Origin of the sequence: Stenotrophomonas maltophilia (assembly GCF_013464915.1) — a bacterium.
GTDB classification, from domain to species: Bacteria; Pseudomonadota; Gammaproteobacteria; order Xanthomonadales; family Xanthomonadaceae; genus Stenotrophomonas; species Stenotrophomonas maltophilia_AT.
The window spans coordinates 59,682-82,702 of sequence record NZ_RAVT01000021.1; the positions used below are offsets into that span (position 1 = coordinate 59,682).

General features: G+C 67.6%; 22 protein-coding genes. 13 read left to right on the forward strand and 9 right to left on the reverse strand.

The annotated features are described in order from the left end of the window. Positions 1-88 precede the first annotated feature (88 nt). The 5 genes from cls to D7T59_RS07215 all read left to right on the forward strand — a co-directional run bounded on the left by cls (position 89) and on the right by D7T59_RS07215 (position 6,636). Positions 89-1,507: a cardiolipin synthase gene (gene cls / locus D7T59_RS07195; protein ID WP_164136928.1), complete on the forward strand. Its 1,419-nt coding sequence runs from the start codon at positions 89-91 to the stop codon at positions 1,505-1,507. A gap of 281 nt (positions 1,508-1,788) precedes the next feature. Continuing rightward, positions 1,789-3,210: an FAD/NAD(P)-binding protein gene (locus D7T59_RS07200; protein ID WP_180851660.1), complete on the forward strand. Its 1,422-nt coding sequence runs from the start codon at positions 1,789-1,791 to the stop codon at positions 3,208-3,210. 9 nt (positions 3,211-3,219) lie between these two features. Then, complete coding sequence (uvrD, locus tag D7T59_RS07205; RefSeq protein ID WP_180851658.1) at positions 3,220-5,412, forward strand: DNA helicase II; 2,193 nt, start codon at positions 3,220-3,222, stop codon at positions 5,410-5,412. 123 nt (positions 5,413-5,535) lie between these two features. Continuing rightward, positions 5,536-5,862: a low molecular weight protein tyrosine phosphatase family protein gene (locus D7T59_RS07210; protein ID WP_049398648.1), complete on the forward strand. Its 327-nt coding sequence runs from the start codon at positions 5,536-5,538 to the stop codon at positions 5,860-5,862. 219 nt (positions 5,863-6,081) lie between these two features. Further along, the gene (locus tag D7T59_RS07215) at positions 6,082-6,636 is read left to right on the forward strand and encodes a hypothetical protein (RefSeq protein ID WP_180851656.1); all 555 of its coding nucleotides are present in this window, start codon (positions 6,082-6,084) and stop codon (positions 6,634-6,636) included. 79 nt (positions 6,637-6,715) lie between these two features. On the opposite strand, the gene D7T59_RS07220 is transcribed toward D7T59_RS07215, so the two are convergent. Then, positions 6,716-6,862, reverse strand: a complete 147-nt coding sequence (locus D7T59_RS07220; protein WP_180851654.1) for a hypothetical protein — start codon at positions 6,860-6,862, stop codon at positions 6,716-6,718. A 183-nt stretch (positions 6,863-7,045) separates the two neighbouring features. Between D7T59_RS07220 and D7T59_RS07225 the strand changes: the two genes are divergently transcribed. Next, the gene (locus D7T59_RS07225; RefSeq protein WP_005411629.1) at positions 7,046-7,492 is read left to right on the forward strand and encodes a universal stress protein; all 447 of its coding nucleotides are present in this window, start codon (positions 7,046-7,048) and stop codon (positions 7,490-7,492) included. 134 nt (positions 7,493-7,626) lie between these two features. On the opposite strand, the gene D7T59_RS07230 is transcribed toward D7T59_RS07225, so the two are convergent. Further along, a complete protein-coding gene (locus D7T59_RS07230) occupies positions 7,627-7,911 on the reverse strand; it encodes a DUF2782 domain-containing protein (RefSeq protein ID WP_005411628.1) in 285 nt (94 codons plus the stop codon). A gap of 98 nt (positions 7,912-8,009) precedes the next feature. Here D7T59_RS07230 and polA point away from each other — a divergent pair, with 98 nt between their 5' ends. Both polA and D7T59_RS07240 read left to right on the forward strand, forming a co-directional pair. Continuing rightward, positions 8,010-10,784, forward strand: a complete 2,775-nt coding sequence (polA, locus tag D7T59_RS07235) for a DNA polymerase I (RefSeq protein WP_180851653.1) — start codon at positions 8,010-8,012, stop codon at positions 10,782-10,784. Positions 10,785-11,155: 371 nt separating this feature from the next. Next, positions 11,156-11,635 (forward strand): DUF421 domain-containing protein, encoded by a 480-nt coding sequence (locus tag D7T59_RS07240; RefSeq protein ID WP_164136915.1) that lies wholly within the window; start codon positions 11,156-11,158, stop codon positions 11,633-11,635. Between the two features lie 109 nt (positions 11,636-11,744). Here the strand turns inward: D7T59_RS07240 and D7T59_RS07245 are convergent, their stop codons facing one another. From D7T59_RS07245 to D7T59_RS07275, 7 genes are all read right to left on the reverse strand, one after another. Continuing rightward, a complete protein-coding gene (locus D7T59_RS07245; RefSeq protein ID WP_180851651.1) occupies positions 11,745-13,265 on the reverse strand; it encodes a hypothetical protein in 1,521 nt (506 codons plus the stop codon). A 96-nt stretch (positions 13,266-13,361) separates the two neighbouring features. Then, the gene (gene hemF, locus D7T59_RS07250; protein ID WP_180851649.1) at positions 13,362-14,258 is read right to left on the reverse strand and encodes an oxygen-dependent coproporphyrinogen oxidase; all 897 of its coding nucleotides are present in this window, start codon (positions 14,256-14,258) and stop codon (positions 13,362-13,364) included. A gap of 54 nt (positions 14,259-14,312) precedes the next feature. Continuing rightward, positions 14,313-15,929 (reverse strand): hypothetical protein, encoded by a 1,617-nt coding sequence (locus D7T59_RS07255; protein WP_180851647.1) that lies wholly within the window; start codon positions 15,927-15,929, stop codon positions 14,313-14,315. 37 nt (positions 15,930-15,966) lie between these two features. Then, positions 15,967-17,088 carry a hypothetical protein gene (locus D7T59_RS07260; RefSeq protein ID WP_180851646.1) on the reverse strand — a complete coding sequence of 374 codons (1,122 nt, stop codon included), beginning with the start codon at positions 17,086-17,088 and terminating at the stop codon, positions 15,967-15,969. A gap of 32 nt (positions 17,089-17,120) precedes the next feature. Next, positions 17,121-17,678 (reverse strand): hypothetical protein, encoded by a 558-nt coding sequence (locus D7T59_RS07265; RefSeq protein WP_180851644.1) that lies wholly within the window; start codon positions 17,676-17,678, stop codon positions 17,121-17,123. Positions 17,679-17,708: 30 nt separating this feature from the next. Beyond that, positions 17,709-18,128 (reverse strand): NUDIX domain-containing protein, encoded by a 420-nt coding sequence (locus D7T59_RS07270; RefSeq protein WP_180851642.1) that lies wholly within the window; start codon positions 18,126-18,128, stop codon positions 17,709-17,711. After that, on the reverse strand, positions 18,125-20,494 hold the full coding sequence (locus D7T59_RS07275) for a S9 family peptidase (protein WP_180851641.1): 2,370 nt from the start codon (positions 20,492-20,494) through the stop codon (positions 18,125-18,127). The genes D7T59_RS07270 and D7T59_RS07275 overlap by 4 nt, the downstream gene beginning before the upstream one ends. Positions 20,495-20,643: 149 nt before the next feature. Between D7T59_RS07275 and D7T59_RS07280 the strand changes: the two genes are divergently transcribed. From D7T59_RS07280 to D7T59_RS07300, 5 genes are all read left to right on the forward strand, one after another. Beyond that, positions 20,644-21,087, forward strand: a complete 444-nt coding sequence (locus tag D7T59_RS07280) for a hypothetical protein (protein ID WP_180851639.1) — start codon at positions 20,644-20,646, stop codon at positions 21,085-21,087. A gap of 79 nt (positions 21,088-21,166) precedes the next feature. Beyond that, positions 21,167-21,496: a hypothetical protein gene (locus D7T59_RS07285; protein ID WP_180851637.1), complete on the forward strand. Its 330-nt coding sequence runs from the start codon at positions 21,167-21,169 to the stop codon at positions 21,494-21,496. 36 nt (positions 21,497-21,532) lie between these two features. Beyond that, complete coding sequence (locus D7T59_RS07290) at positions 21,533-22,177, forward strand: RNA polymerase sigma factor (protein ID WP_180851635.1); 645 nt, start codon at positions 21,533-21,535, stop codon at positions 22,175-22,177. Further along, positions 22,174-22,389 carry a hypothetical protein gene (locus D7T59_RS07295; RefSeq protein ID WP_164136905.1) on the forward strand — a complete coding sequence of 72 codons (216 nt, stop codon included), beginning with the start codon at positions 22,174-22,176 and terminating at the stop codon, positions 22,387-22,389. The genes D7T59_RS07290 and D7T59_RS07295 overlap by 4 nt, the downstream gene beginning before the upstream one ends. A 278-nt stretch (positions 22,390-22,667) precedes the next feature. Further along, a complete protein-coding gene (locus tag D7T59_RS07300) occupies positions 22,668-22,979 on the forward strand; it encodes a hypothetical protein (RefSeq protein WP_180851633.1) in 312 nt (103 codons plus the stop codon). The last annotated feature ends 42 nt before the right edge of the window (positions 22,980-23,021 follow it).

The window sequence follows — 23,021 nt, forward strand, 5'->3', positions numbered from 1 at the left end:
GACACGCTGGTTCAAGGCAGTCGAGCGCGGCTCGACTCTGCACACCCTGCTGGGCAGAATGGCCCATCACCTCCCGACGGGCGACGCGATGCTGTTCGAGTGGTTGCTGGGTTCCTACCTGCTGCTGATCGACTGGCTGATCCGGCTGGTCGCGCTGTGCTGGATCCCCACCCGCACCACGCCGGGGGCGGCGCGCAGCTGGCTGCTGCTGGTCGGCTTCGTGCCACTGCTGGGCCTGCCGCTGTACCTGCTGTTCGGCCACCCGTGGCTGTCGCGCGAGCGTATCCGCCGCCAGGCCGAGGCTTCGCAGGTGATCCGCGAAGAACAGGCGCTGCAGCATCGCCTGCGCTGGACCCCGCAGCCGGACACCGCCAGTGCCGAAATCGTGCCGCTGGTGCAGCGCCAGGGCGACTTCATGCCGGTGCACGGCAACGCGGTCGACCTGCTGACCGACTACGACGAATCACTGCATACGCTGATCGCCGACATCGACCAGGCCGAGGACCGCGTCCACCTGCTGTACTACCTGATGTTCGACGACGCGGTGGGCGAGGCCATCGTCGAAGCGCTGCAGCGTGCCGCCGCGCGTGGCGTGCAATGCCGCGTGCTGCTCGACGCGGTGGGCGCCAAGCGCGGCCTGCGCGCCTATCGCAAGCGCCTGGAAGCACGCGACATCGAAGTGCGCGCAATGCTGCCCGGTGGCCTGCGCTGGCGCCGCAGCGGGCGCATGGACCTGCGCAACCACCGCAAGATCGCGGTGATCGACAACGAAGTGGCCTATGTCGGTTCGCAGAACCTGGCGGGCCCGCAGTTCGTGCCCGGCCACCCGAACCGCGAGCTGGTGGCGCGCGTGCGTGGCCCGGCGGTGGCGCATCTGGAAGCGGTGTTCGCCAGCGACTGGTACATGGAAACCGGCCAGCGCCTGGACGTGATCGCCGACGTGCCCGAGTGCAGCGACGACATCGCCACCCAGCTGCTGCCCAGCGGCCCGGCCTACCCGTACAGCAACGCACGCGATGCGGTGGCGGCGCTGATCCACCTCGCACGGCGCCGGCTGGTGATGGTCACCCCGTACTTCGTGCCCGATGAAGCCACGCTCAGCGCGCTGCGCATTGCGGCGTTGTCCGGTGTGCAGGTGCAGCTGATCCTGTCGGCCAGCAACAACCAGCGGCTGACCTCGTGGGCGCAGGAGGCGTACTACGACGAGCTGCTGCGCTGTGGCGTGCGCATCGCCCTGTACGAGCCGCAGTTCCTGCACGCCAAGCACATGAGTGTGGACGAGGACATTGCCGTGCTCGGCTCGATCAACATGGATATCCGCTCGTTCGCGCTGAATGCCGAAATCGGCCTGATCTGCTACGACCGCGCACTGGTGCAGCAGCTGTGCGCGATCGAGGACGGCTACCTGCGTGAGTCGCGGCAGCTGGACCTGCAGCAGTGGCGCAGCCGTCCCACGTGGCGGCGCAGCCGCGAAGGTATTGCACGGCTGGCCGATGCGTTGATGTGAGCGGAGCGCGCAACCGGCGGGGTGGATGCAACCGGCAGGGGATCCAACCGATGGGGTGGATGCAACCGGCGGGGGGATCCAACCGATGGGGTGGATGCAACCGGCGGGGTAGAGTCGACTGTTAGTCGACTGCTCTTGCGACAAAAAATCCCGCGCTGCGCGCGATAGTCGACTAACAGTCGACTCTGCCCTGTCGTTTCCGTCGTTTCCGTCGTTTCCGTCGTTTCCGTCATTCCAGCGGTCGTTCCCGCCCGCTTCGGCAATCCGGCCTGTCATCGCCGATGGCCTACAATCGGCACATGACTGATTCACCGCGTAATGGCGAACTGGACCTGGCAATCATCGGTGGTGGTGCGGCCGGCGTGCTGGTGGCGATCCAGGTGTTGCGCCAGGCGAAGGCGCCGCTGGCGCTGGCCATTTTCGAACCGGCCTCGCAGCTGGCCCAGGGCATTGCCTATGCCACGCCGTGGCCGGAGCACCTGCTGAACGTGCCGGCGGCGAAGATGAGTGCGTTTGCCGACCAGCCGGGCGATTTCCTCGATTACCTGATGGCCGCCAACGCCTACCCGGGCGAGGCGCGCGAGGTGCTGGGCGAGCGTTACGTGTGCCGCCACTTCTTTGCTGCCTACCTGCAGCAGCGCCTGCAGGACGCCGCCGCGGCCAGCCCGGCGCAGCTGCAGGTGATCGCGCAGCCGGTGCTGGGCCTGCAGCCGGATGACCACGGCTACCAGCTGCAGCTGGGCAATGGCCACACGCTGCACGCCGCACAGGCGGTGCTGGCTACCGGCAACAGCATGCGCCCGCTGCCGGTGGCCGGTGCTGATGCGCTGCCTGCCGATGACGTGATCGAGGCCTGGGACTACGACGGCGTGCGCACCCTGGCCGGTGAGCAGGCCGTGGCCATTGTCGGTTCCGGCCTGAGCATGGCCGACACTGTGCTGGCGCTGGTCGCCGCCGGCCACAGCGGGCCGCTGCACGTGGTCTCGCGCCATGGCCTGCTGCCGTTGCCGCATGCGCACGGGGGTGTACCCACGTTTGATCCGGCCATGTTGCTGCCGATGAACCTGCGCCAGCGCCTGCGCGCGTTGCGCGGGTTCGCACGCCAGGCCCAGGCCGACGGCCTGCCGTGGCAGGGCGTGATGGACCGGATCCGCCCGCACGGGCAGGCGCTGTGGTGCAGCCTCGATGAGGCCGACCAGCGCCGCTTCCTGCGCCATGTGGTGCGCTACTGGGACGTGCATCGCCACCGCATTGCCGAAGAGGTGGACGCGCAGCTGCAGTCCCTGCAGGACAGCGGCCAGCTGCGCATCCACCGGTCCCGCCTGCAGCGCGTCTGGCGCGAGGCCGATGCGCTGCAGCTGTCCGGCCGCGACGCCTCGGGCAATGAACAGCGGTGGACGATCAGCGCGGTGATCAACGCCACCGGCGTGGAGACCCGTGCCAACGCGCTGCGCAATCCGTTGCTGCAGCAGCTGCAGGCCGATGGGCTGGCCCGCCCCGGCCCGCACGGGCTGGGCCTGGACAGCACGGTGCCGGGCGATCGCCTGTGTGCCGCCGGTGGCCAGCCGCAGGCACGGCTGGGCGTGCTCGGCAGTCTGCGCATCGGCAGCCTGTGGGAAAGCCTGGCGGTGCCTGAACTGCGTCAGCAGGCGCACGCACTGGCCACCCAGGTGGTCGCAGGAGCCGCGACGGCGATGCCGTAAAATGGGGGCATGGATGTCTCCCACCTGCTTGATGGCCTGAACCCGGCCCAGCGCGAAGCCGTCTCCGCTCCCCCCGGCCACCACCTGGTGCTGGCCGGTGCCGGTTCCGGCAAGACCCGCGTACTCACCCACCGCATCGCCTGGCTGCATGAAGTCGATGGCGTGCCGACCCACGGCATTTTCGCGGTGACCTTCACCAACAAGGCGGCCGGCGAAATGCGCCACCGCATCGACGCGCAGCTGCCCAACGGCAGCCGCGGCATGTGGATCGGCACCTTCCACGGCCTGGCCAACCGCCTGCTGCGCCTGCACTGGCAGGACGCGAAGCTGCCCGAAGGCTTCCAGGTGATGGATTCGGACGACCAGCTGCGGCTGGTCAAGCGCGTGGTGCAGGCGCTGGAACTGGACGACGGCAAGTACCCGGCTAAGCAGATCGCGTGGTGGATCAACGCGCAGAAGGACGAGGGCCGTCGCCCGCAGCACATCCAGCCCGAGCCGCACGACGCCTGGCTGGAAACCATGCGCCAGGCCTACATCGAGTACCAGGCACGCTGCGACCGCGCCGGTCTGGTCGACTTCGCCGAGCTGCTGCTGCGCGCGCACGAACTGCTGCGCGACAATCCGGCGCTGCTGGCGCACTACCGCGCCCGCTTCCGCGAAATCCTGGTGGACGAGTTCCAGGACACCAATGCCATCCAGTACGCCTTCGTGCGCGTGCTGGCTGGCGATTCCGGCCACGTGTTCGTGGTCGGCGACGATGACCAGGCCATCTACGGCTGGCGCGGTGCCAAGGTCGAGAACGTGCAGGGCTTCCTGCGCGATTTCCCCGGTGCGCAGACCATCCGCCTGGAACAGAACTACCGCTCCACCGCCAACATCCTCGGCGCCGCCAATGCAGTGATCGCGCACAACCCGGACCGCATCGGCAAGCAGCTGTGGACCGACAGCGGCGACGGTGAGCCGATCGACCTGTACGCCGCGTACAACGAGATGGACGAGGCGCGCTACATCGTCGAGCGCGCGCGCCAGTGGGTGCGTGATGGTGGCAGCTACACCGAAGTGGCCGTGCTCTACCGCAGCAATGCGCAGTCGCGCGCGCTGGAAGAAGCCCTGCTGAGCGAGCAGGTGCCGTACCGCGTGTACGGCGGCATGCGCTTCTTCGAGCGTGCCGAAATCAAGGACGCGCTGGCCTACCTGCGCCTGCTGTCCAACCGTAACGATGACGCGGCGTTCGAGCGCGCGGTCAACACGCCCACCCGTGGCATCGGCGACCGCACGCTGGACGAAGTGCGCCGTGAGGCGCGCGCGCAGGGTATTTCGTTGTGGGAAGCGACCATGCTGGTCACCCAGGGCAGCGCGCTGGCCGCACGCGCGCGCAACGCGCTGGCCGGCTTCCTGGTGCTGGTCAACGAGCTGCAGGCGCAGACCCTGCACATGACCCTGGCCGAGCGCGTGGACCACGTGCTGGCCCGCTCGCAGCTGCGCGAGCACTGGAGCAAGGAAAGCCGCAACGCGCTGGACTCCGAATCGCGCACCGACAACCTCGACGAACTGGTCTCGGTGGCCTCGCGCTTCGTGCGTCGTGCCGACGACGTCGAGGAAGTGGGCGAGGACATGGACGAGCTGGTCGCGTTCCTGGCCTATGCCGCGCTGGAGGCCGGTGAGGGCCAGGCGCAGGCGGGCGAAGACGGCGTGCAGCTGATGACCCTGCACTCGGCCAAGGGCCTGGAGTTCCCGCTGGTGTTCCTGGCCGGCCTGGAAGAAGGCCTGTTCCCCAGCGCACGCTCGCTGGAGGAAAGCGGGCGGCTGGAAGAAGAGCGCCGCCTGGCCTACGTGGGCATCACCCGCGCGCGCCAGAAGCTGGTGCTGAGCTACGCCGAATCGCGCCGCATCCACGGCCAGGACAATTACAGCCTGCCGTCGCGCTTCCTGCGCGAGATCCCGCGCGAACTGCTGCATGAAGTGCGCCCGAAGGTGCAGGTCTCTCGGCCGGCCTCGATGGGCGCCAGCCGGGTGATGGGCCATGCCTCGATCGAGGCGCCGCCGATCAAGCTCGGCGCGCTGGTGAACCACCCCAAGTTCGGCGAAGGCATGGTGACCGACTACGAAGGCAGCGGTGCCCATGCCCGCGTGCAGGTCGAATTCGCCGACGCCGGCAGCAAGTGGCTGGTGATGGCGTATGCCAACCTGACGGTGATCTGATCACCGTCGAGGGGTCGGATCCCTCCCGCAGGGAGGGCTCTGACCCCATCGCGGAATGCACGTGGTTGGGGTCAGAGCCCTTTCCCGTTGGAAAAGGGATCCGACCCCGATTAGGCTGCGGCCATGACCCGCAACGTGCTCTTCCTCTGCAGCCAGAACCGCCTGCGCAGCCCGACGGCCGAGCAGGTATTCGCCGACTGGCCGGGCATCGAAACCGCCTCGGCCGGGCTGCTGGCCGACGCCGAAGAAGTGCTCAGCCCCGAGCTGCTGCAGTGGGCGGACCTGGTGTTCGTGATGGAGCGCGCCCACCGCAATCGGCTGTCCAGCCGCTACAAAGCATGGCTGAAGGGCAAGCGGGTGATCTGCCTGGATATCCCGGACGATTACGACTACATGGACCCGGTGCTGGTGGAGCTGCTCAAGCGCAAGGTGACGCCGTTCCTGCGTTGACGGGCTGTTGTAGAGCCGAGCCCACGCTCGGCTGCTTCTGGCTGGAAGAACAGCCGAGCATGGGCTCGGCTCTACAGGGGGGCGCAAAGGTCCGCCGAGCATGGCTATGCCGGTCGTCCTGACCGGCACCCTTCGGGCCGTCGCAAGCGACGTTGGCAGCGGCTCCTGCCGCTACCTTCGACTCTACAATGGGGCCTGACATCTTCCAGGAACGCCCCCATGACCGAACCCACGCTGCACGTCACCGTGAAGTTGAACGCCCGGCTGCAGCCGGAGCACCGCCATGAACTGTTCGAGGATCCGCTCGACGCCTTGCTGCAGGCGGCGCAGGTGGGCGAGCTGACTGGCGGTGGCACCGCGATGTCCGACCTCGGCGAGGTCGAATACGGCGATATCGAAGTGGCGCTGGTCGATGCAGCCGGCGTGCCGAAGCTGATCGACCTGCTGGAGCAGCTGGGTGCACCAAAGGGTTCGCAGCTGCAGGGTGCGGGTGAAGCCGACCGCAGCTTCGGCGTGACCGAAGGCCTGGGCATCTACCTGGATGGCCTGAACCTGCCCGACGAGGTCTACGAACAGTGCGATTCCAACCACGTGTTCGAGCAGCTGTCGGAGAACATCGACGGCCTGGGCGAGATCTGCAGCTGGTGGCAGGGGCCGACCGAGACCGCGCTGTACATGTACGGCGAATCGTTCGAGGCGATGCGTGATGCGATCGCCGGATTCGTGGCCCGCTACCCGCTGTGCCAGAACGCGCGCGTGGTGCAGATCGCCTGAGCGACGTTGTTGTAGAGCCGAGCCCATGCTCGGCTCATGCACCCGAAGCAGAGCATGGGCTCGGCTCTACAGAAGAGCATTATCGGCCGGCTGACTGCCTGGCGTTGTCGCGCTGGGCAAGATCCTTGCCCAGGTAATAGCCGCCGCAGAACAGCACGAAGGCGGCGATGAGGCTCCAAAGGATGATCCTGAGAGGGCTTCGTGGTGTCGGCTTGCTGTCCTGCATGGGCGTTCTCCCAAGGCGGCGCGGTGCCGCTGGTCCAGCATGCGCTGCGGTCAGGGGGTACGCAAGCGGACGGTGCGCACACGCCGCTGCACGGCGCCGGATTGATCCTGCTCAAGGCGCGCCCTGCACATCCGGTGTGCAATGGTGTTGTTCCCATCTGGCAGACCGCCACGGAGCCCCACCATGTACAAGCGCATCCTGATTGCCACCGACGGATCCGAGCTGGCCGACAAGGGCCTGGCCAAGGGTCTGGAGCTGGCCAAGGACCTCAACGCCGAGGTCGATATCGTGACCGTTTCCGAGCCGTGGGCCGTCGGCATGTACGACGCCATGGGCTGGAGCGTGGGCTACATGAACAGCCCTGAATACAAGGCCGACCGCGAGGAAGGCGCGCAGAAGGTGCTGCAGCCGGCGCTGGCCAAGGCGGCCGAACAGGGCATCACGGCCAACCCCGTGCACGTGCTGGACCGCTACGCGGCCGACGGCATCATCGAGACCGCCGGCGAGCGCAACAGCGACCTGATCGTGATGACCTCGCACGGCCGCCGTGGCGTGACCCGCGTGCTGCTGGGCAGCCAGACCGCGGAAGTACTGGCGCGCAGCACGCTGCCGGTGCTGGTCATCCGCTGATACAAGCGTTCCCGGGGAGGGGACCCGACGCCGGCCGCAGGATGCGCGCCGGCGTCATCTTTTGTAGGGGCCGGCAGGGGCCCATCCACGCATGGCGTGGATCTACTGAATCGCAGGGATCCGACCCTGCCACATCACCAGCTGTACAGCTTCCAGTACACCGGCGACACGCCGTCCTTGTCGTTGTCGAAACGGCCATCGCCGTTCTTGTCGTACATGTAGAACGGGGCACCGCGCGACGGGGTCACCTTGACCATGCGCAGCTGGCCGGACACGCGGTATTCCTCGATGACATCGCCGTTGTCCATGGTGCGCTTGGACACATCCGCGCCCTTGACGTCCACCGGGGGAGCGCCCGCGCCACCCATGCTGGCGCAGCCAGCGAGCAGGAGCAGGGAAGCCAGCATCAGGGTCTTCATCGGCGGGGGCCTTTGCCTGGAAAGAGCCTTGATTATGCCCCATCGCCGGGTGCGTGCCGTGTCGTCGCGGTGCAGGCACGGGCGCGTAGAATCGACCCATGAGCAGATTAGTCCTGATCGACGGGTCCAGTTACCTGTACCGCGCGTTCCACGCGCTGCCGCCCCTGTCCAATGCACAGGGCGAACCCACCGGCGCGCTGTTCGGCGTGGTCAACATGCTGCGCTCGACGCTGAAGGAGCGCCCGGCCTACGTGGCGTTCGTGGTCGATGCGCCGGGCAAGACCTTCCGCGATGACCTGTATGACCAGTACAAGGCCAACCGCCCCCCGATGCCCGACGAGCTGCGCAGCCAGGTCGAGCCGATGTGCCGCATCGTCGAAGCGCTGGGCATCAGCATCCTGCGCATTCCCGGCGTGGAAGCCGACGATGTGATCGGCACGCTGGCCCTGCAGGGCGTGGCGCAGGACCTGAAGGTGACCATCTCTACCGGCGACAAGGACTTTGCCCAGCTGGTGCGCCCGGGCATCGAGCTGGTCAACACCATGACCGGCAGCCGCATGGATTCGGATGCAGCGGTGATGGAGAAGTTCGGCGTGCGCGCCGACCAGATCATCGACCTGCTGGCGCTGATGGGCGACACCGTCGACAACGTGCCGGGCGTGGAGAAGTGCGGGCCGAAGACCGCCGCCAAGTGGCTGGCCGAGTACCAGCACCTGGACGGGGTGATGGCGGCCGCGCCGACCATGAAGGGCAAGATCGGCGAGAACCTGCGCGCCGCGCTGGAGCGCCTGCCGTTGAACCGCGAGCTGGTGACCATCCGCACCGACGTGGAGCTGGACGCCAGCCCGACCACGCTGGCCCTGCGCGAGCAGGACGTGCCGGAGCTGACCGAGTTGTATGCGCGCTACGGCTTCACCCAGGCGCTGAAGGAGCTGGGTGCACCGCTGCCGGCGCCGGCAGCCGCCAGCGAAGCAACGCCGAGCCTGCGTGGCACCGCCGCCGGGTTCGCCCGTGGCAGCGCCGAGGCACCAGCCGCCGGCACGCTGGATCCGGCGCTGTCCGCGCCGGGTGAATACGAGACGGTGTCGACCCCCGAGCAGCTGCAGGCCTGGGTCGAGCGCCTTCAGCAGGCCGATCTGATCAGCTTCGATACCGAAACCGATGCGCTGGACGCGATGCGTGCGCGCCTGGTCGGCATCAGCCTGGCGGTCGAGCCGGGCAAGGCCGCCTATATTCCGGTCGGCCACGATTACCCGGGCGCGCCGGCGCAGCTGCCGATGCAGCAGGTGCTGGATGCACTGCGCCCGGTGCTGCAGGACCCGGCGAAGAAGAAGCTGGGGCAGCACGGCAAGTACGATCTGCACGTGCTGCGTCGCCACGGCGTCGACGTGCAGGGCTACCACGACGACACCATGCTCGAGAGCTTCGTGCTCAATTCCACCGCCACCCGCCACGACATGGATTCACTGGCCCTGCGTTACCTGGGCTACAGCACCATCAAGTTCGAGGATGTGGCCGGCAAGGGCGCCAAGCAGATTCCGTTCTCGCAGGTAGGCATCGACGAAGCCAGCCGCTATGCGGCCGAAGACGCCGACATCACCCTGCGCCTGCACCACGCGCTGCAGCCGCAGCTGCTGGCCGAGCCGGCGCTGGACAGCGTGTACCGCGACATCGAGATGCCGCTGGTGCCGGTGCTGACCACGATTGAAGCCAATGGCGTGCGCATCGACACCGATGAACTGCGCCGGCAGAGCCAGGACCTGTCCTCGCGCATGCTGGCCGCGCAGCAGAAGGCCACCGAGCTGGCCGGCCGCAGCTTCAACCTGGATTCGCCCAAGCAGCTGCAGGCGGTGCTGTTCGACGAACTGAAGCTGCCGGCGGTGGTGAAGACCCCCAAGGGCCAGCCCAGCACCAATGAAGAGGCGCTGGAGGCGATTGCCGACCAGCACGAGCTGCCGCGGGTGATCCTCGAATACCGCGGGCTGGCCAAGCTGCGCAGCACCTACACCGACAAGCTGCCGGAGATGGTCAACCCGGATACCGGCCGGGTGCACACCAGCTACCACCAGTCCGGTGCCGCCACCGGCCGCCTGTCCTCGTCGGACCCGAACCTGCAGAACATCCCGATCCGCACCGAGGATGGCCGCCGCATCCGCCGCGCGTTCATCGCCCCGGAGGGCTTCCAGCTGCTGGCCGCCGACTATTCGCAGATCGAGCTGCGGATCATGGCCCACCTGTCCGAGGACCCGGGCCTGGTGCGTGCCTTCGAGCAGGGCGCCGACGTGCACCGTGCCACCGCCGCCGAGGTGTTCGGGCGCACGCTGGAAGAAGTGACGCCGAACGAGCGCCGTGCCGCCAAGGCGATCAACTTCGGCCTGATGTACGGCATGAGCGCCTTCGGCCTGGCCCGCAACCTGGGCATCGACCGTGGCCAGGCGCAGGACTACGTGGCGCTGTACTTCAGCCGCTACCCGGGCGTGCGTGACTTCATGGAGCGGATGCGCCAGCAGGCCCGCGACCAGGGCTATGTAGAGACCCTGTTCGGCCGCCGCCTGTACCTGAACGACATTCATGCACGTAACCAGGGCCTGCGCGCCGGTGCCGAGCGTGCCGCGATCAACGCGCCGATGCAGGGCACCGCCGCCGACATCATCAAGCGCGCGATGGTGGACGTGGACCAGTGGCTGCGTGACAGCGGCGCACCGGCGCGGATGATCCTGCAGGTGCACGATGAACTGGTGTTCGAAACCGAAAGCAGTTTCGTCGAGGAGTTGCGTTTGCAGGTGGTCGAACGCATGTCGCAAGCGGCCAAACTGCGCGTGCCACTGGTGGTCGATACCGGCGTCGGCAACAACTGGGACGAAGCACACTGAGGGGTGTTTCAGGCCGAAAACGACGTGAATTCGTTCATTCGTCAGAGGTTTCTGACTCGATCATGAATGTTGCCCTGATCGAGGTTCATTAAATTGGGCCCCTTCACGAACCGTTAGTGTTCGGAGTGCTTCTATAACTCCCGACAGGCGCAACGCCTGTTGTGGATCTCTCCCATCCCCTGGAGCAGATCTCGGAACGGGGACTCCTCCCCAAGTGCCCGTTCCCCGGCCCCGTTGACCTCCCCCTGGTCAGCGGGGCTTTTTATTTGTGCCGCCACAACCTCAGATGGGGTCAGATCCCTTTGCCCGATGGGCAAAGGGATCTGACCCCGGGTGCTAGGCTGGGCCACCGATCCGCAGGGGAATCCGCAATGCCCGACCTGTTCGCACTGGCCATGCCGTGGTGGGAGTTCATCCTGCGCGCGGTGGTGGTCTATGTCGTGGTGCTGGGCATGGTCCGGCTCAGCGGCAAACGCCCGCTGGGGCAGATCACCCCGTTCGACGTGCTGCTGGTGGTGCTGCTGGGCAATGCGGTGCAGAACGCGCTGCTGGGCACTGACACTTCGCTGGGCGGCGGCCTGTTGCTGGCGGCCACCCTGATCCTGCTCAACTACGGGGTGGGCTGGGTAAGTACCCGCAGCCGGCGGGTCGAACGCCTGGTGGAAGGAGAACCGGTGGTGATCGCGCGTGATGGGCGCCTGTTTGATGCCGTTCTGCGCCGCGAGCAGGTCACCCGCTCGGATTTCGAGGCCGCCATGCGCCAGCAGGGCTGCCTGGGCGTGGAGGATGTCGAGCTGGCCCTGCTGGAGATCAACGGGCACATCACCATCATCCCCAGGAAGAGCAGCTGACCTTGTAGAGCCGAGCCCATGCCCGGCTGCACTGTTCATCAGCCGAGCGTGGGCTCGGCTCTACAGGAGCTTCAGCCGAGCGTGGGCTCGGCGCTACAGGTGGCGGGCGTCAGAGCGCGGCTTCGGCCTTCAGCGCCGGCCAGTTGCGGGTGGCGTCCACATCGCAGGCCACATGCGTGCCCTTGCCATCCTTCGCGCAGATCGCCGCCATGGCCTGCGGGATTTTCGGGTCGGCGGTGTGCGAATACACCGCTGCCAATGCCAGGCACCCTTCGCGGACACCGGCGCCGCACAGCGTCTCGAAGTAGGGCAGCGACGCGGCCCATTTCTCGGCCTCGAACAGCGCTTCGCCGGCAACCTTGCAGCCCAGCAGCTTGCCCTCGGTGCAGCAGGCCTTGGCGCCGTCCTTGCGTGCCAGGGTGGGGCAATCCAGCGGCAGCGGGATCTCCACGAACGCCACCGGCGGCTTGCAGCTGGCATTGCCTGCGGCGGGCTTGCGCTCGTAATAGGCAAAGCGGTTGCCGCCGTCGACGCTGGCCAGGTTTCCGTTCTTCAGCGGTTGCAGCACGAAGTCGCTGCCGACATCGGGGCGGATGAGGATGCGGCCGTCCTGCAGGTGCGCGCGCAGGCGCTGGTCGCGGCCCTCGGCCTCAACCAGGCCGCCATCGAGGAAGCGCAGCCGCGAGAGCACGCCGTAACCGGCTTCAAAGCTGCCACAGGGCAGTGCGGTGGCCGGCACCGGGGCCAGTGCAGCGGCCGGTGCAGCGGCCAGGCTGGCAAGTGCCTGGGCGCGGCCGCAGGCCACGCCATCGGCGCGCTGCGCGCACGACAGCTGCAGCGCTTCGTGGGCCTGCAACAGGCGCCCGCCACTCCACAGCACCTCGGCAACGTCGGCGCAGAAGGTCTCGCCGTGCTGCTGCCGGCACAGTGCGGCCAGCTCATCGAGCTGCGCGGACGGCAACACGGGATCGACCGGATGCTGCAGCCCGAGCAGGGACTTGCCGATCATCTCCAGGCCGATCACCTCGGCGATCGCCCTGCAACCCTCGGCGTTGAAGGACACGGAATCCTCCTTGCAGATCTCCGGCTTCGGCGGCTCGGTCCGTGCAGGCGCCGGGGCGGCGTCCTTGGCCTGCTGCTGGTAGGTCTCCAGCAGCCGCGTGCAGGCTGCGCCGACACCCTCGGCACACCAGGCGTGCAGCTTCACCGGTGCGGCCTCCGGCAGCGCCTCCAGGCACTCGGAGGTGTTCATCACGCAACCATCTTCGATGGGCTCGGGCATCGCCTTGCAGGCGGCAGCGCGCTCGCGGGTGAACTCGCGATAGGGGGTGCTGATCGTGCGGTCATTGTCCGAGAAGTACCAGTTTTCCAGCTGGCCCGTGGACAGGTTGCCGGTGCCGAGCACGTCTTCCTGGCGGGCGATGCGCAGCTCCTCGGTGGCCTGGTAGGGGCCGGACAGGAAGGCGTGGCCTTCACTCTCGATGGTCAGCGTGGTGTTGCCGCCGCTGTCCTTGTAGGTGCCGCAGGCCATCGACTGCGCGGCGGCCGGCAGGCTGGCCGAGGCCAGTGCGAGCAACAACAGGGAGCGCCAGCCCGCAGCGCGGGGGCGGAGGGAAACAGCAGCAGGCATGGGGTCATCCTTGAAGGAAGTGGGGCAGGGCCTGTCCGGTGCGGGGCGCACCACAGGCAGGAGAGGGCGCCACGCCKCWGGCGKGGCGCCGGAAGATCAGAGCCAGTCGCGCGGCACCAGGTAATCGGCCAGGCGCGCCTCGGCGCTGCCCGCTTCCGGACTGAAGCCGTACTCCCAACGCACCCGCGGCGGCAGGCTCATCAGGATGCTTTCGCTGCGGCCACCGCTCTGCAGGCCGAACAGCGTGCCTCGGTCGTAGACCAGGTTGAATTCCACGTAGCGGCCGCGGCGGTACAGCTGGAACTCGCGCTCGCGCTCGCCGTAGGGGGCGTCCTTGCGCTGCTGCACGATCGGCAGGTAGGCATCCAGGAAGCCATCGCCCACCGCACGCAGGTAGTCGAAGTCGCGCTCGAAGTCACCGTGCAGGTCGTCGAAGAACAGCCCGCCGACGCCGCGCGTTTCGTTGCGGTGGCGCAGGAAGAAGTACTCATCGCACCAGCGCTTGTGCGCGGCATAGCGTTCGTCGCCGAACGGTTCGCACAGGTCGCGCGCAACCCGGTGCCAGTGCTGCACGTCCTCGTCGAACGGATAGAACGGGGTCAGGTCGAAGCCACCGCCGAACCAGCTGGCCACCACTTCGCCGTCGCGCTGCGCCTGGAAGAAGCGCACGTTGGCATGGGTGGTCGGCACGTAGGGGTTGAGCGGGTGGAACACCAGCGACACGCCGGTGGCGCGCCACGAGGCGCCAGCCAGTTCCGGGCGGTTGGCCGAGGCCGACGGCGGCAGGCGGCTGCCGGACACGTCGGAAAAGCCGATACCGGCCTGCTCGAACACCACGCCATCGCGCAGTACGCGGGTGCGCCCACCGCCGCCCTCGGCACGCTGCCACAGGTCTTCCTGGAAGCGGGCCTGGCCATCGGCGGCCTCGATTGCCGCACAGATGCGGTCCTGCAGGTCGGTGAGGTAGGCGCGCACGCGCTCGAATTCGTTCATGGCGCGTACTTTACCGCAGGGCCTGCCCAAAGCTGCGGGCAGGCCCTGGCGGGCTCAGCGCTTGCGGTTGGAGTTGCGCGGCGCCGGAGCGTCGTTCTCGGCTGCCTCGTCAACCGCCTTCTGCAGAGCACCACCCAGCGTGATCAGCTCCCAGTTCTGGGTGTCGAGCACGTCGCAGGCCACATGCAGGCCGCTGCGGTCGGCCTTGCACAGCTGCTCCAGGGTTGCCCGCGCGTCCAGTTCCGCGCCGTTGCCCTGCGCGGTCACCAGGTTCTCGCACCCTTCGCGCACGCCGGCGCGGCAGACCGTGGTGTAGTGCCCGGCGGCCTGCAGCCAGTTCCCGGACAGCGCAAGGCGGTTGCCGAGAATGTTGCAGCCCTGCAGCTTGCCCTGCGCGCAGCAGGCTTCGGCACCGCCCTCGTTGGCCAGCGCCAGCGGGCAATCCTGCGGCAGTGGCAGCACCTTGAACTGCTTCGGTGCACTGCAGCGGGTCGGGCCCTCGCCGGTGGGGACGAACACCTGGAAGCGGGTCCAGTGATCCAGGCCCAGCAACTGGCCGCCGGGCAGCGGGCGCAGCACGAAGTCGCCGTCCCGGTCGTGGCGGATGCGGATGTCACCCGCTTCGACACGCGCACGAAGATGGCTGCTCCAGCCAACGCCGACCAGGCCGTTGTCACCGAAGTCCAGCGTGTCCATCAGGCCGCCGTCGGACCGGTAATTGCCGCAGGGCAATGCAGTCGCGGGCTGCGGTCGCAGCGATGCACCCACTGCCTGCAATGCAGGCAGGCGTTCGCAGGTGGGGGTGTCATTGCCAGCTGTACAGGCCGCAGCCAGGGCCTGCACCGCCTGCTGGGGATCTCCCGCGTCCCAGGACAGCTCAGCCACGCGGGTGCAGAAGCCGCCGTGCGGTACCTCGCGGCACAACCGCAACAACTGTTGCCGCCGCTCAGCCGGAATGATCACCGGCACGGTCGGCGCCGTCATCGTCACCATGGCTTCGGTCATGGCGGCCGTCATCGCGGCCTTGACCAGCTGCTCCTGCACTGCCGGGTCGGCCTCGAGTGCGGCGGCACACGCCGGGGTTCCCTGTTCGAAGCCGCCGTTGTCACAGGCAGCGGGGAGCTTGATGCCGGACAAGGCGGCGTCGAGCGCTGCCTTTGCCAGGGCGGGATCGGCCTCGACCGTGGGTTTGGCCTCCTCGTGCCAACGATCAGCCAGTTGCAGGCACATGCCGGGCACGCCCTCGCGACACCCCGCTTCCAGGGCGGCCGGGGTCGCTTCGCGACGGTTGTCCAGGCACGCGGCCGCATCGGCCAGGCAGCTGCCATCAGCCGGCGTGGCGGCTGCGGCGCACTGTGCGGGGGCCTGCAGGAGGTAGACCGTGCCATCCACCTCGACCGTGCGGCCACGATCGCGCACCTGCAGCGCGCTTGGCAGGCCGTATTCCAGATTCACCAGCTGCAGCTTTCCGTCGATCTGCTGGAAGGCGACCGGCGTCGGTGCACTGCCGAAGTGCTTCTGCTCGCCGCGGTTCGGCGAGCTGATGCGCAGCGTGCCGCTGCCTTCATCGGCCTTGAACAGGCCGCATTGCGGTGATTGTGCGGCGGCCATCGGCGCGGCCAGCAGCAACGACCAGGCCAGCCAGCGGCGGCGCGGTGCGGGTGAATGCATGTCGTCTCCTTGACGATCAAACGGGAAACTCCAGGCGCTACGGCGAACCATGGCCCTCGCGCGGGGGCGTGCAGTGTGCCGTGCCTGGCACGGGCTGGTAACGCTGATAGGCCGTCTGGATGTCCATGCCGAGCAGGTCGCCATTGCCCAGCTGGCGCAGCACGAACGTTTCGCCGTTCTGCTGCAGCTGGACGGCGCCTTCGTGCAGGCGGGCCTGCGTGCCATCGCCGAAGTCGAAACTGTCGAACTGGCCACCGTCGGCCTGGTAGCGGCCACACGGCACCCGCTGCAGCGGCACCAGGCGCAGATCGGCGCCGAGTTCACGCAGCGGCGCGGTACGTTCGCAGGCACTGATGCGGCCGCCATCGCAGGTGACCTGCAGGGCCTGCACCGCCAATGCGGGCTCCAGCGCGATCAGCTGCTGCGCGGCCACTTCGACGCAGAAGCGACCACCCCGGTGCTGCAGGCACAACTGCTGCAGGCGATCGCGTGCAGCGGCCGGAAGCGGCGAATCCAGCGTGTCTTCGTCCTCCTGTGCCAGCCGTTGGCCCACCCGCCGCATGGCGGTGGCCAGTGCATCGTCGGTCATGGCTTCGCAGGCCTGCCGATCGTGCCCGGCGGTGTGTTCGCGGCACGGCGGCGGGCGCTCGAAGACCGTCCGGCCGGCGTCACCGGCTGCATCTGTTGCGCTGCCATCACGCATCAACCGCAGCAGCGTTGAGCAGCCGGAGCCTATGCCCTCGTCGCATGCGCGCCGGGCCTGGCCGGGCGAGGCCGTTGGCAGCTGCACCATGCAGTAGCTGCCGGCCGCGCGGCAGCTGCCAGCCACCGCGGTGGGCTCGGTGGCGCAGGCGCGGGACCGGCGCAGGGTGTAGATCACCGTCACGCCGTCCTCGATGCGTTGCCCATCGGCGCTGATCCGGATCGGCTCGGCCACGCCATCGTCGAGCATGACCAGGCGCGTCTGCGCCGCACTGCGATCGACCCACAGCGGCTCCGGCTCACCGATGCCGTTGTCGCGGTAGCCACTGCTGGGGGTGGTGAACACCAGTGCCATGCCGTCATCGAGGCTGCGATACTCGCCGCATTGCAGCGCATCGGCGGCAACTGGCAGTGCGGCGAACAGCAGTAGTGCGGGGAGAAGGCTCAGCAGGCGCATGCGACGGTCCTTGTCGTGCGGGAAAGGGGGGCTCAGTGGAAACGTGAGCGGATATCCGGCCGCAGCAGGCGCCAGGCCAGCCAGCCCTGCAGGCCGAGGAACAGAACCGACGTGCCGAGCAGGGTGAAGGTCATCATCCAGCGCCGCGGCTGCAGCGATTGCTGCATGCCCGGATCGTCGGCGAGCAGCACGATCACGTCGCGCATGAACACGTCCAGCCACCAGGTGATCGCGAAATTGGCCAGCGCGCTCAACAGCAGCATCACCACGAAGCTCCACAGACCCCAGCGGCGCTCGCGCAGCAGCCCCCAGCTGGCCACGGCCGAGACCAGGCAGAGCAGTGCGGCGATCATCGAGGCACCCACCGGGTGCGCCAGCAGCCAGGTCAGGCTGTGCATCTGCCGATGCTGTGCTTCACCCGCAAGCAGCTGCCAGAGCGGAACGTCGTGCAGCGGCCACACCAGCAGCCCCTGCAGCACGAAATAGCCGGCCAGCAGCGCGGACAGCCAGAAGGAGGCCTGGACCAGTGGCCGGATCCACGCGAGGTAGGGCGAAGGCTGCAACGAGGGCGGCGGGAGCGGCACTGACATCCGGTGTCCTAGCAATCGGTGCCCACGCGATCAGCGGGCCGTCACCCGGGTGGCGACGGCCGGCAGGATATGGTGTTCGCTCAACGGTGCCAAGGGCGGGCCATGCGGCGGCTGCAGCGGTACCCAGGCCAGCTCGGCGATCTCGGCCCTTGCCCGTGGCGTGCCGTCCACCTGTACCCACCACGCCTGTGCCTGTACGCGGTGGCCGGGTTCATTCACCGCCCAGTCCTCGAACGTGCCCAGCGCAGCCGCTGAAGCCGTACGCAACTGCACGCCCAGCTCCTCGTCCAGTTCGCGGGCCAGTGCCTGCAGCGGTGCCTCGCCGGCTTCGGGCTTGCCACCGGGCTGGATGAAGCGGCTGGCGCCATGCTTGCGCACCACCAGCGCCCGGCCGCGGTCATCCAGGATGACCGCAGCCACGATCCGGATCGTGGCTGCGGCGTTGCTCACTTCAGGTTCTGCTCGAACAGCTTGAGGATGCGCTTGTACTGGTCCAGCCAGGAATCGGCGCGAACGTAGCCGTGGCGCTCCAGCGGGTAGGGTGCGATCGACCAGTTGTCCTTGTGCAGCTCGATCAGGCGCTGGGTCAGGTTCACCGAGTCCTGGAAGAACACGTTGTCATCCATCATGCCGTGGGCGATCAGCAGGTTGTCCTGCAGGTTCTGCGCGTACTCGATCGGCGAGGACACGCGGTACGCCTCCGGATCGATGTCCGGGGTGTTGAGGATGTTGCTGGTGTAGCCGTGGTTGTACTGGTGCCAGTCGACCACCGGGCGCAGCGCGGCGCCGGCCTTGAACGTGCCCGGCGAGCGGAACAGCGCCATGAAGGTCATGAAGCCGCCGTAGGAACCACCGTAGATGCCGGCGTGGTCGCGGTCACCCTGCTGGGTGTCGACCAGCCAGTCCAGGCCGTCCTTGTAGTCTTCCAGTTCCGGGTGGCCCATGTTGCGGTAGATCGCCGTACGCCAGTCGCGGCCGTAGCCCTCGCTGCCGCGGTAATCCATGTCCAGCACGATGTAGCCCTTCTGCACCAGCAGGTTGTGGAACATCTGCTCGCGGAAGTAAGCCGGGTAGCGCTGGTGCACGTTCTGCAGGTAGCCGGCGCCGTGCACGAACATCACGATCGGGTACTTCTTGCCGGGTTCCTTGTTTTCCGGTTCGTAGTACTTGGCCCAGACCACGCCAGCACCGTGCTTGGACGGCACCGCCACCAGCTTCGGCTGGATCCACTGGCGGTCCTTGTAGTCGGCAGTGCGGGTATCGGTCAGCACGCGCGCCTGGCCACCGGCACTGGGCAGCACGGCCAGCTGCGGCGGCAGGTAGGCGCCGGAGTAACGCACCAGCAGCTGCTGGCCATCCGGCGACAGCGAGAAGTCTTCCACGCCGTTGAGGCTGGTCAGCTCGCGCACCTGGCGGCTGCCGGTATCGACCGCGCAGACTTCGTAGTCATGCGGTGCCTGCTGGTTGCACAGGAAGTAGAAGCCCTTGCCATCGGCCGACGGCACCGGCGCCGAGGTTTCCCACTTGCCGCTGGTCAGCGCCTGCGGCTTGGCGGTGCCGGCCTGGGTGTAGAGGTGGGAGAAGCCCGATTCCTCGGACAGCAGCCACAGCGTGCGGCCATCGGCCATCCAGCCGAAATCATTGAAGCCCCAGTTGATCCAGGCGTTGTCGGTCAGGCGGTGGCGGTTCTGCACGCGGCCATCGGCGGCGTTGACGCTGATGATCCAGCGGTCCTTGTTGTCGTTTGCACGCAGCATTACCGCAGCCTGCTGGCCATCGGCGCTCCAGCGGATGCCACCGCCCATGAAGTCGCTCATCACCTGCAGGCTGCGCTCGCCCTTCAGTGCGTCCTTGCCGGCCTTGCGGCGCAGTTCGGCCAGCGGGTCGGTGCTGATGCCCGGCAGGCCGGCCAGCGAGAGCTTCTCGGCCTTGCCGGTGCGCACGTCCACGTACCACAGCGTGTGCGGCTCGAAGCCGTTGCGGCCGACGCGGGTGCGGGTGTCCTCGGTTTCCTCGTAACCCGACTCGGTCACGTACAGCGGCATCTTGCCGCCGCGGCCGTCATCGAAGTCCTTCGGCTTGGTCACCACGATCAGGTGGGTCAGGTCGGGCGACAGCACGCTGTCACCGATCTCCACGTCGGCACCCAGGTACACCGGGCCCGGTGCGCGGGTCGGGTCGGCCTGGCGCCAGCGCTGGTCCTGGTCCTTCAGGGCTTCGCGCTGGTCGCGGTCGCGGCGCAGGGTTTCCAGCGTGCGAAGCTGCTGGTCGCGCAGCACGTCGGCCTTCGGCGGCGTGCGCGGGTCCTTCTCGGCCTTCAGGCTGGCCACCTGCTGCACGCCGCCGGCGGCAGTCCAGTGGAACCAGTTCTGGCCGACCCGCCAGATCACGCCGTTGTCGGCGGCGAAGTTCACGTTGCCGGCGCGCTCGTTGCTGCGGGTCAGCTGGGTCAGCGCGCCGCTGCGCAGGTCGCGCACGAACACATCGCCATTGCGCACGAAGGCGCTGCGGCTGCGGCTGCGGTCGTAGACCGGCTCGGCCACGTCCAGGGTGCCGCGCTGGTCATCGGCCACCTGTGCGGCCACGCCACCGGCCACCGGCTGGCGGAAGGTATCGCGCACCGGGCTGCCGCTGCGCTTGAGCTGGTATTCCACCTGCTGGCTGTTCCACGACCACCAGGCCTTCTCGACCGGCGGACCGATCCAGTCCGGGTCGGCCATGGCCTGTTCGATGGTGATCGGCGTGGGCGCAGCATGCGCGGCCGGTGCGGCCAGCACGGCCGACAGCAGGAGGGACAGGGGCAGCACTCGGGACATGGGCGGACGGCACCGGAAGAGGAATCCGGGCAAGGGTAGCAGCCGTCCGGGCCGGGGGCAGGGGCCACAGGTCATGCTGACCGCTTGGGCAAAGGCCCGGCGGGGCCTTGCGTGGCGCATGATGGGCGCCTGATTCGGAAGGAACCGACGTGTACAGCTACGACTATGTGATCTCGTTGGGGGTACAACACCCGACGGCTGCCAGCGCCGGAATCGCCGCCCGGCTGGGGATGGAACGGACGAACTTCCGTGATGTCGGCGCCGAGCTACTCCGTCCTGATGGAAGTGTCATCCGGGTCCACGCCCACACCTGGGTGTGCTTTGACTTGCCTGGCGGCAAGGATGGCTGGCTGATGGACGCCTGGCCGCAGGTGGTCGAGATCCTGCAGGCACGGGTGGAGGTGATCCAAGCATTGAACCAGGAAGGCGCCGAGGTCGGCCTGCGTATCGGCGTCTTCGGCAAGAAGGCGTGGGCCGGTTTCGAACTGGACCCTGCACTGGTACGGCTGATGGCCGATCTCCGGCTGGGCTTCCATCTGGAAACCTATTTTCCGGATGTGCCGGTCGAGACCGAAGCCGACGACGCGTCCTGACACATTCGCTGCAACCGGTGGCGGGCTTCGCGCATCCATTCTCCTGAACCCGCATCATCCACCGAACAGGAGCCCGACCATGCAGGAACTGATCCCGATCACCCTCTTCATCTGCATCGCCTACGCGATCCATGCCATTGCCGATGCCCGCGCGCGCAGCAAGCTGGTGGCGCCGCACGTGCCGGAGGAAGTGATCCGCTCGTTGGCCGTACTGGAAGAGGAGCGTCGCCGCCAGGGCGCGCTGCGCTGGGGCATCAGCCTGGTCAGCCTGGCCGTGGCAATGGGCCTGCTGGAGGCGATCGGTGCACGCGAACTGACCTTCGGCGCCGCCGCCGCGATGGTCGGCAGTGCCGGCCTCGGCCAGCTGCTGGCCTGGTACTTCACCCGTCCTGCCGCGCGCAAGGGTTGAGGCAGGCATGCCACGGGCACAGGGGGCGCCCCGCGCATGAGCCTGCTGGGTGGAGCATTGGCTGCGTTGCGGGGACGTCGCCGCGACGTCCCCGCCGAGCCCATACCCGGCGCGGATGACGACCGCGCCCTGGTTCGCGCCATCATCGATGGTTCGCAGCCGGCGTTCGCGCAGCTGGTGCAGGCGCATCAGCGCACCTGCGCGCATGTGATCGGTCGCATGGTCGGCGACCGCGATCAGGTGGCCGACCTGCTGCAGGAGACCTTCCTGGCGGTGTTCCGCCAGCTGCACCGGTTCCGCTTTGAATCTTCGTTGCGTACCTGGGTTTCGCGGGTGGCCTACACCACCGCGCTGCAGCACCTGCGACGGCGACGCCTGGAGGCGCAATGGATGGTAGCGGTGGAGGTGCCGGAAGAACTTGGCATCGGCGATGAAGGCCCCGGGCCCGCCGAGTTGAGTGAGGCCCTGCAGGCCGGGCGCCAGCTCGGCGCGGCACTGGAACGGCTGAGTGCGCCGCAGCGGCTGATCGTCGGATTGCACTACCTGGAGGATTTCGATCTGGCCGAGATCGAGCAGGTGACCGGGCTGGCGCGCGGTACCATCAAGAGCCACCTGCACCGCGCGCGCCAGGTCCTGAAGCAGGAACTGACGCGGCACGCCTCCGCTGGAGAACTGCTGTGAACCTACCGACCGAACCCCGCGATGGGGAAGAGCACGCGCTGGCAGAGGCATTGCGTGAGCAGGCGCAGCAGGAAGAAGCGCCGGATGTGAGCGAGGCGCTGCAGAAGCGCATTGCCGCTGAATCGCGCGACAGTGGTGTGTGGTACGTGGTGGTGCAGGTGTTGCTGGTTGGGGCGTTGGTGGCGGCAGGCGTTTGGTATTTTTGGCACTAAGCGATTGATAGACCGACGTCAGTCGCATACGGCGTGAATCTTCCTACACCATTCCCGAGGTCGCTGACTCGGACAATCCCCCACACCCGACGGATTGCGTCAGCTCCAGACGCTACGTGACGGTCCTCGCAATGAGGATAGTTGCAAAGAAATCTGCTGCTCTTGATGTCGATGACCCTGCTGGAAAAATCTAAATCGTCAGCAACCGCTGACGTTGGCCAGGAGCCGCGCAAGCTCACGGTCATATCCGGCAGTATCAACTTCAAAGGAGCTGAACAATGTCGAAGATCTGCAAATCCGTGCTTCTCCCTCCGGCACTCATTGCAATGCTTGGTCTATCCGGAATCGCATCTGCTGCGCAGGAAAGTGCGACCAATGATCTCACGCAGATCCAGAACGTCTCTGTGCTGGACATCAACCTCGTCAGCGGGACGGAGCTGCAAGAAGGAATCAGCGATAGCGAGATCGCAGGTGTGCAATGCACCAACTACTCAAGCGGTGGAACCCACTGCGGTCACTACTCATCGGGTGACGCAGAAGAGCTCAAGTTCGCGCATGTCGTTCCTGAAGCACAGAAGTTCAACGTCTAAGAACGCGGACGGCCGCCCWTGGGGCGGCCGTCCGCCACCAGG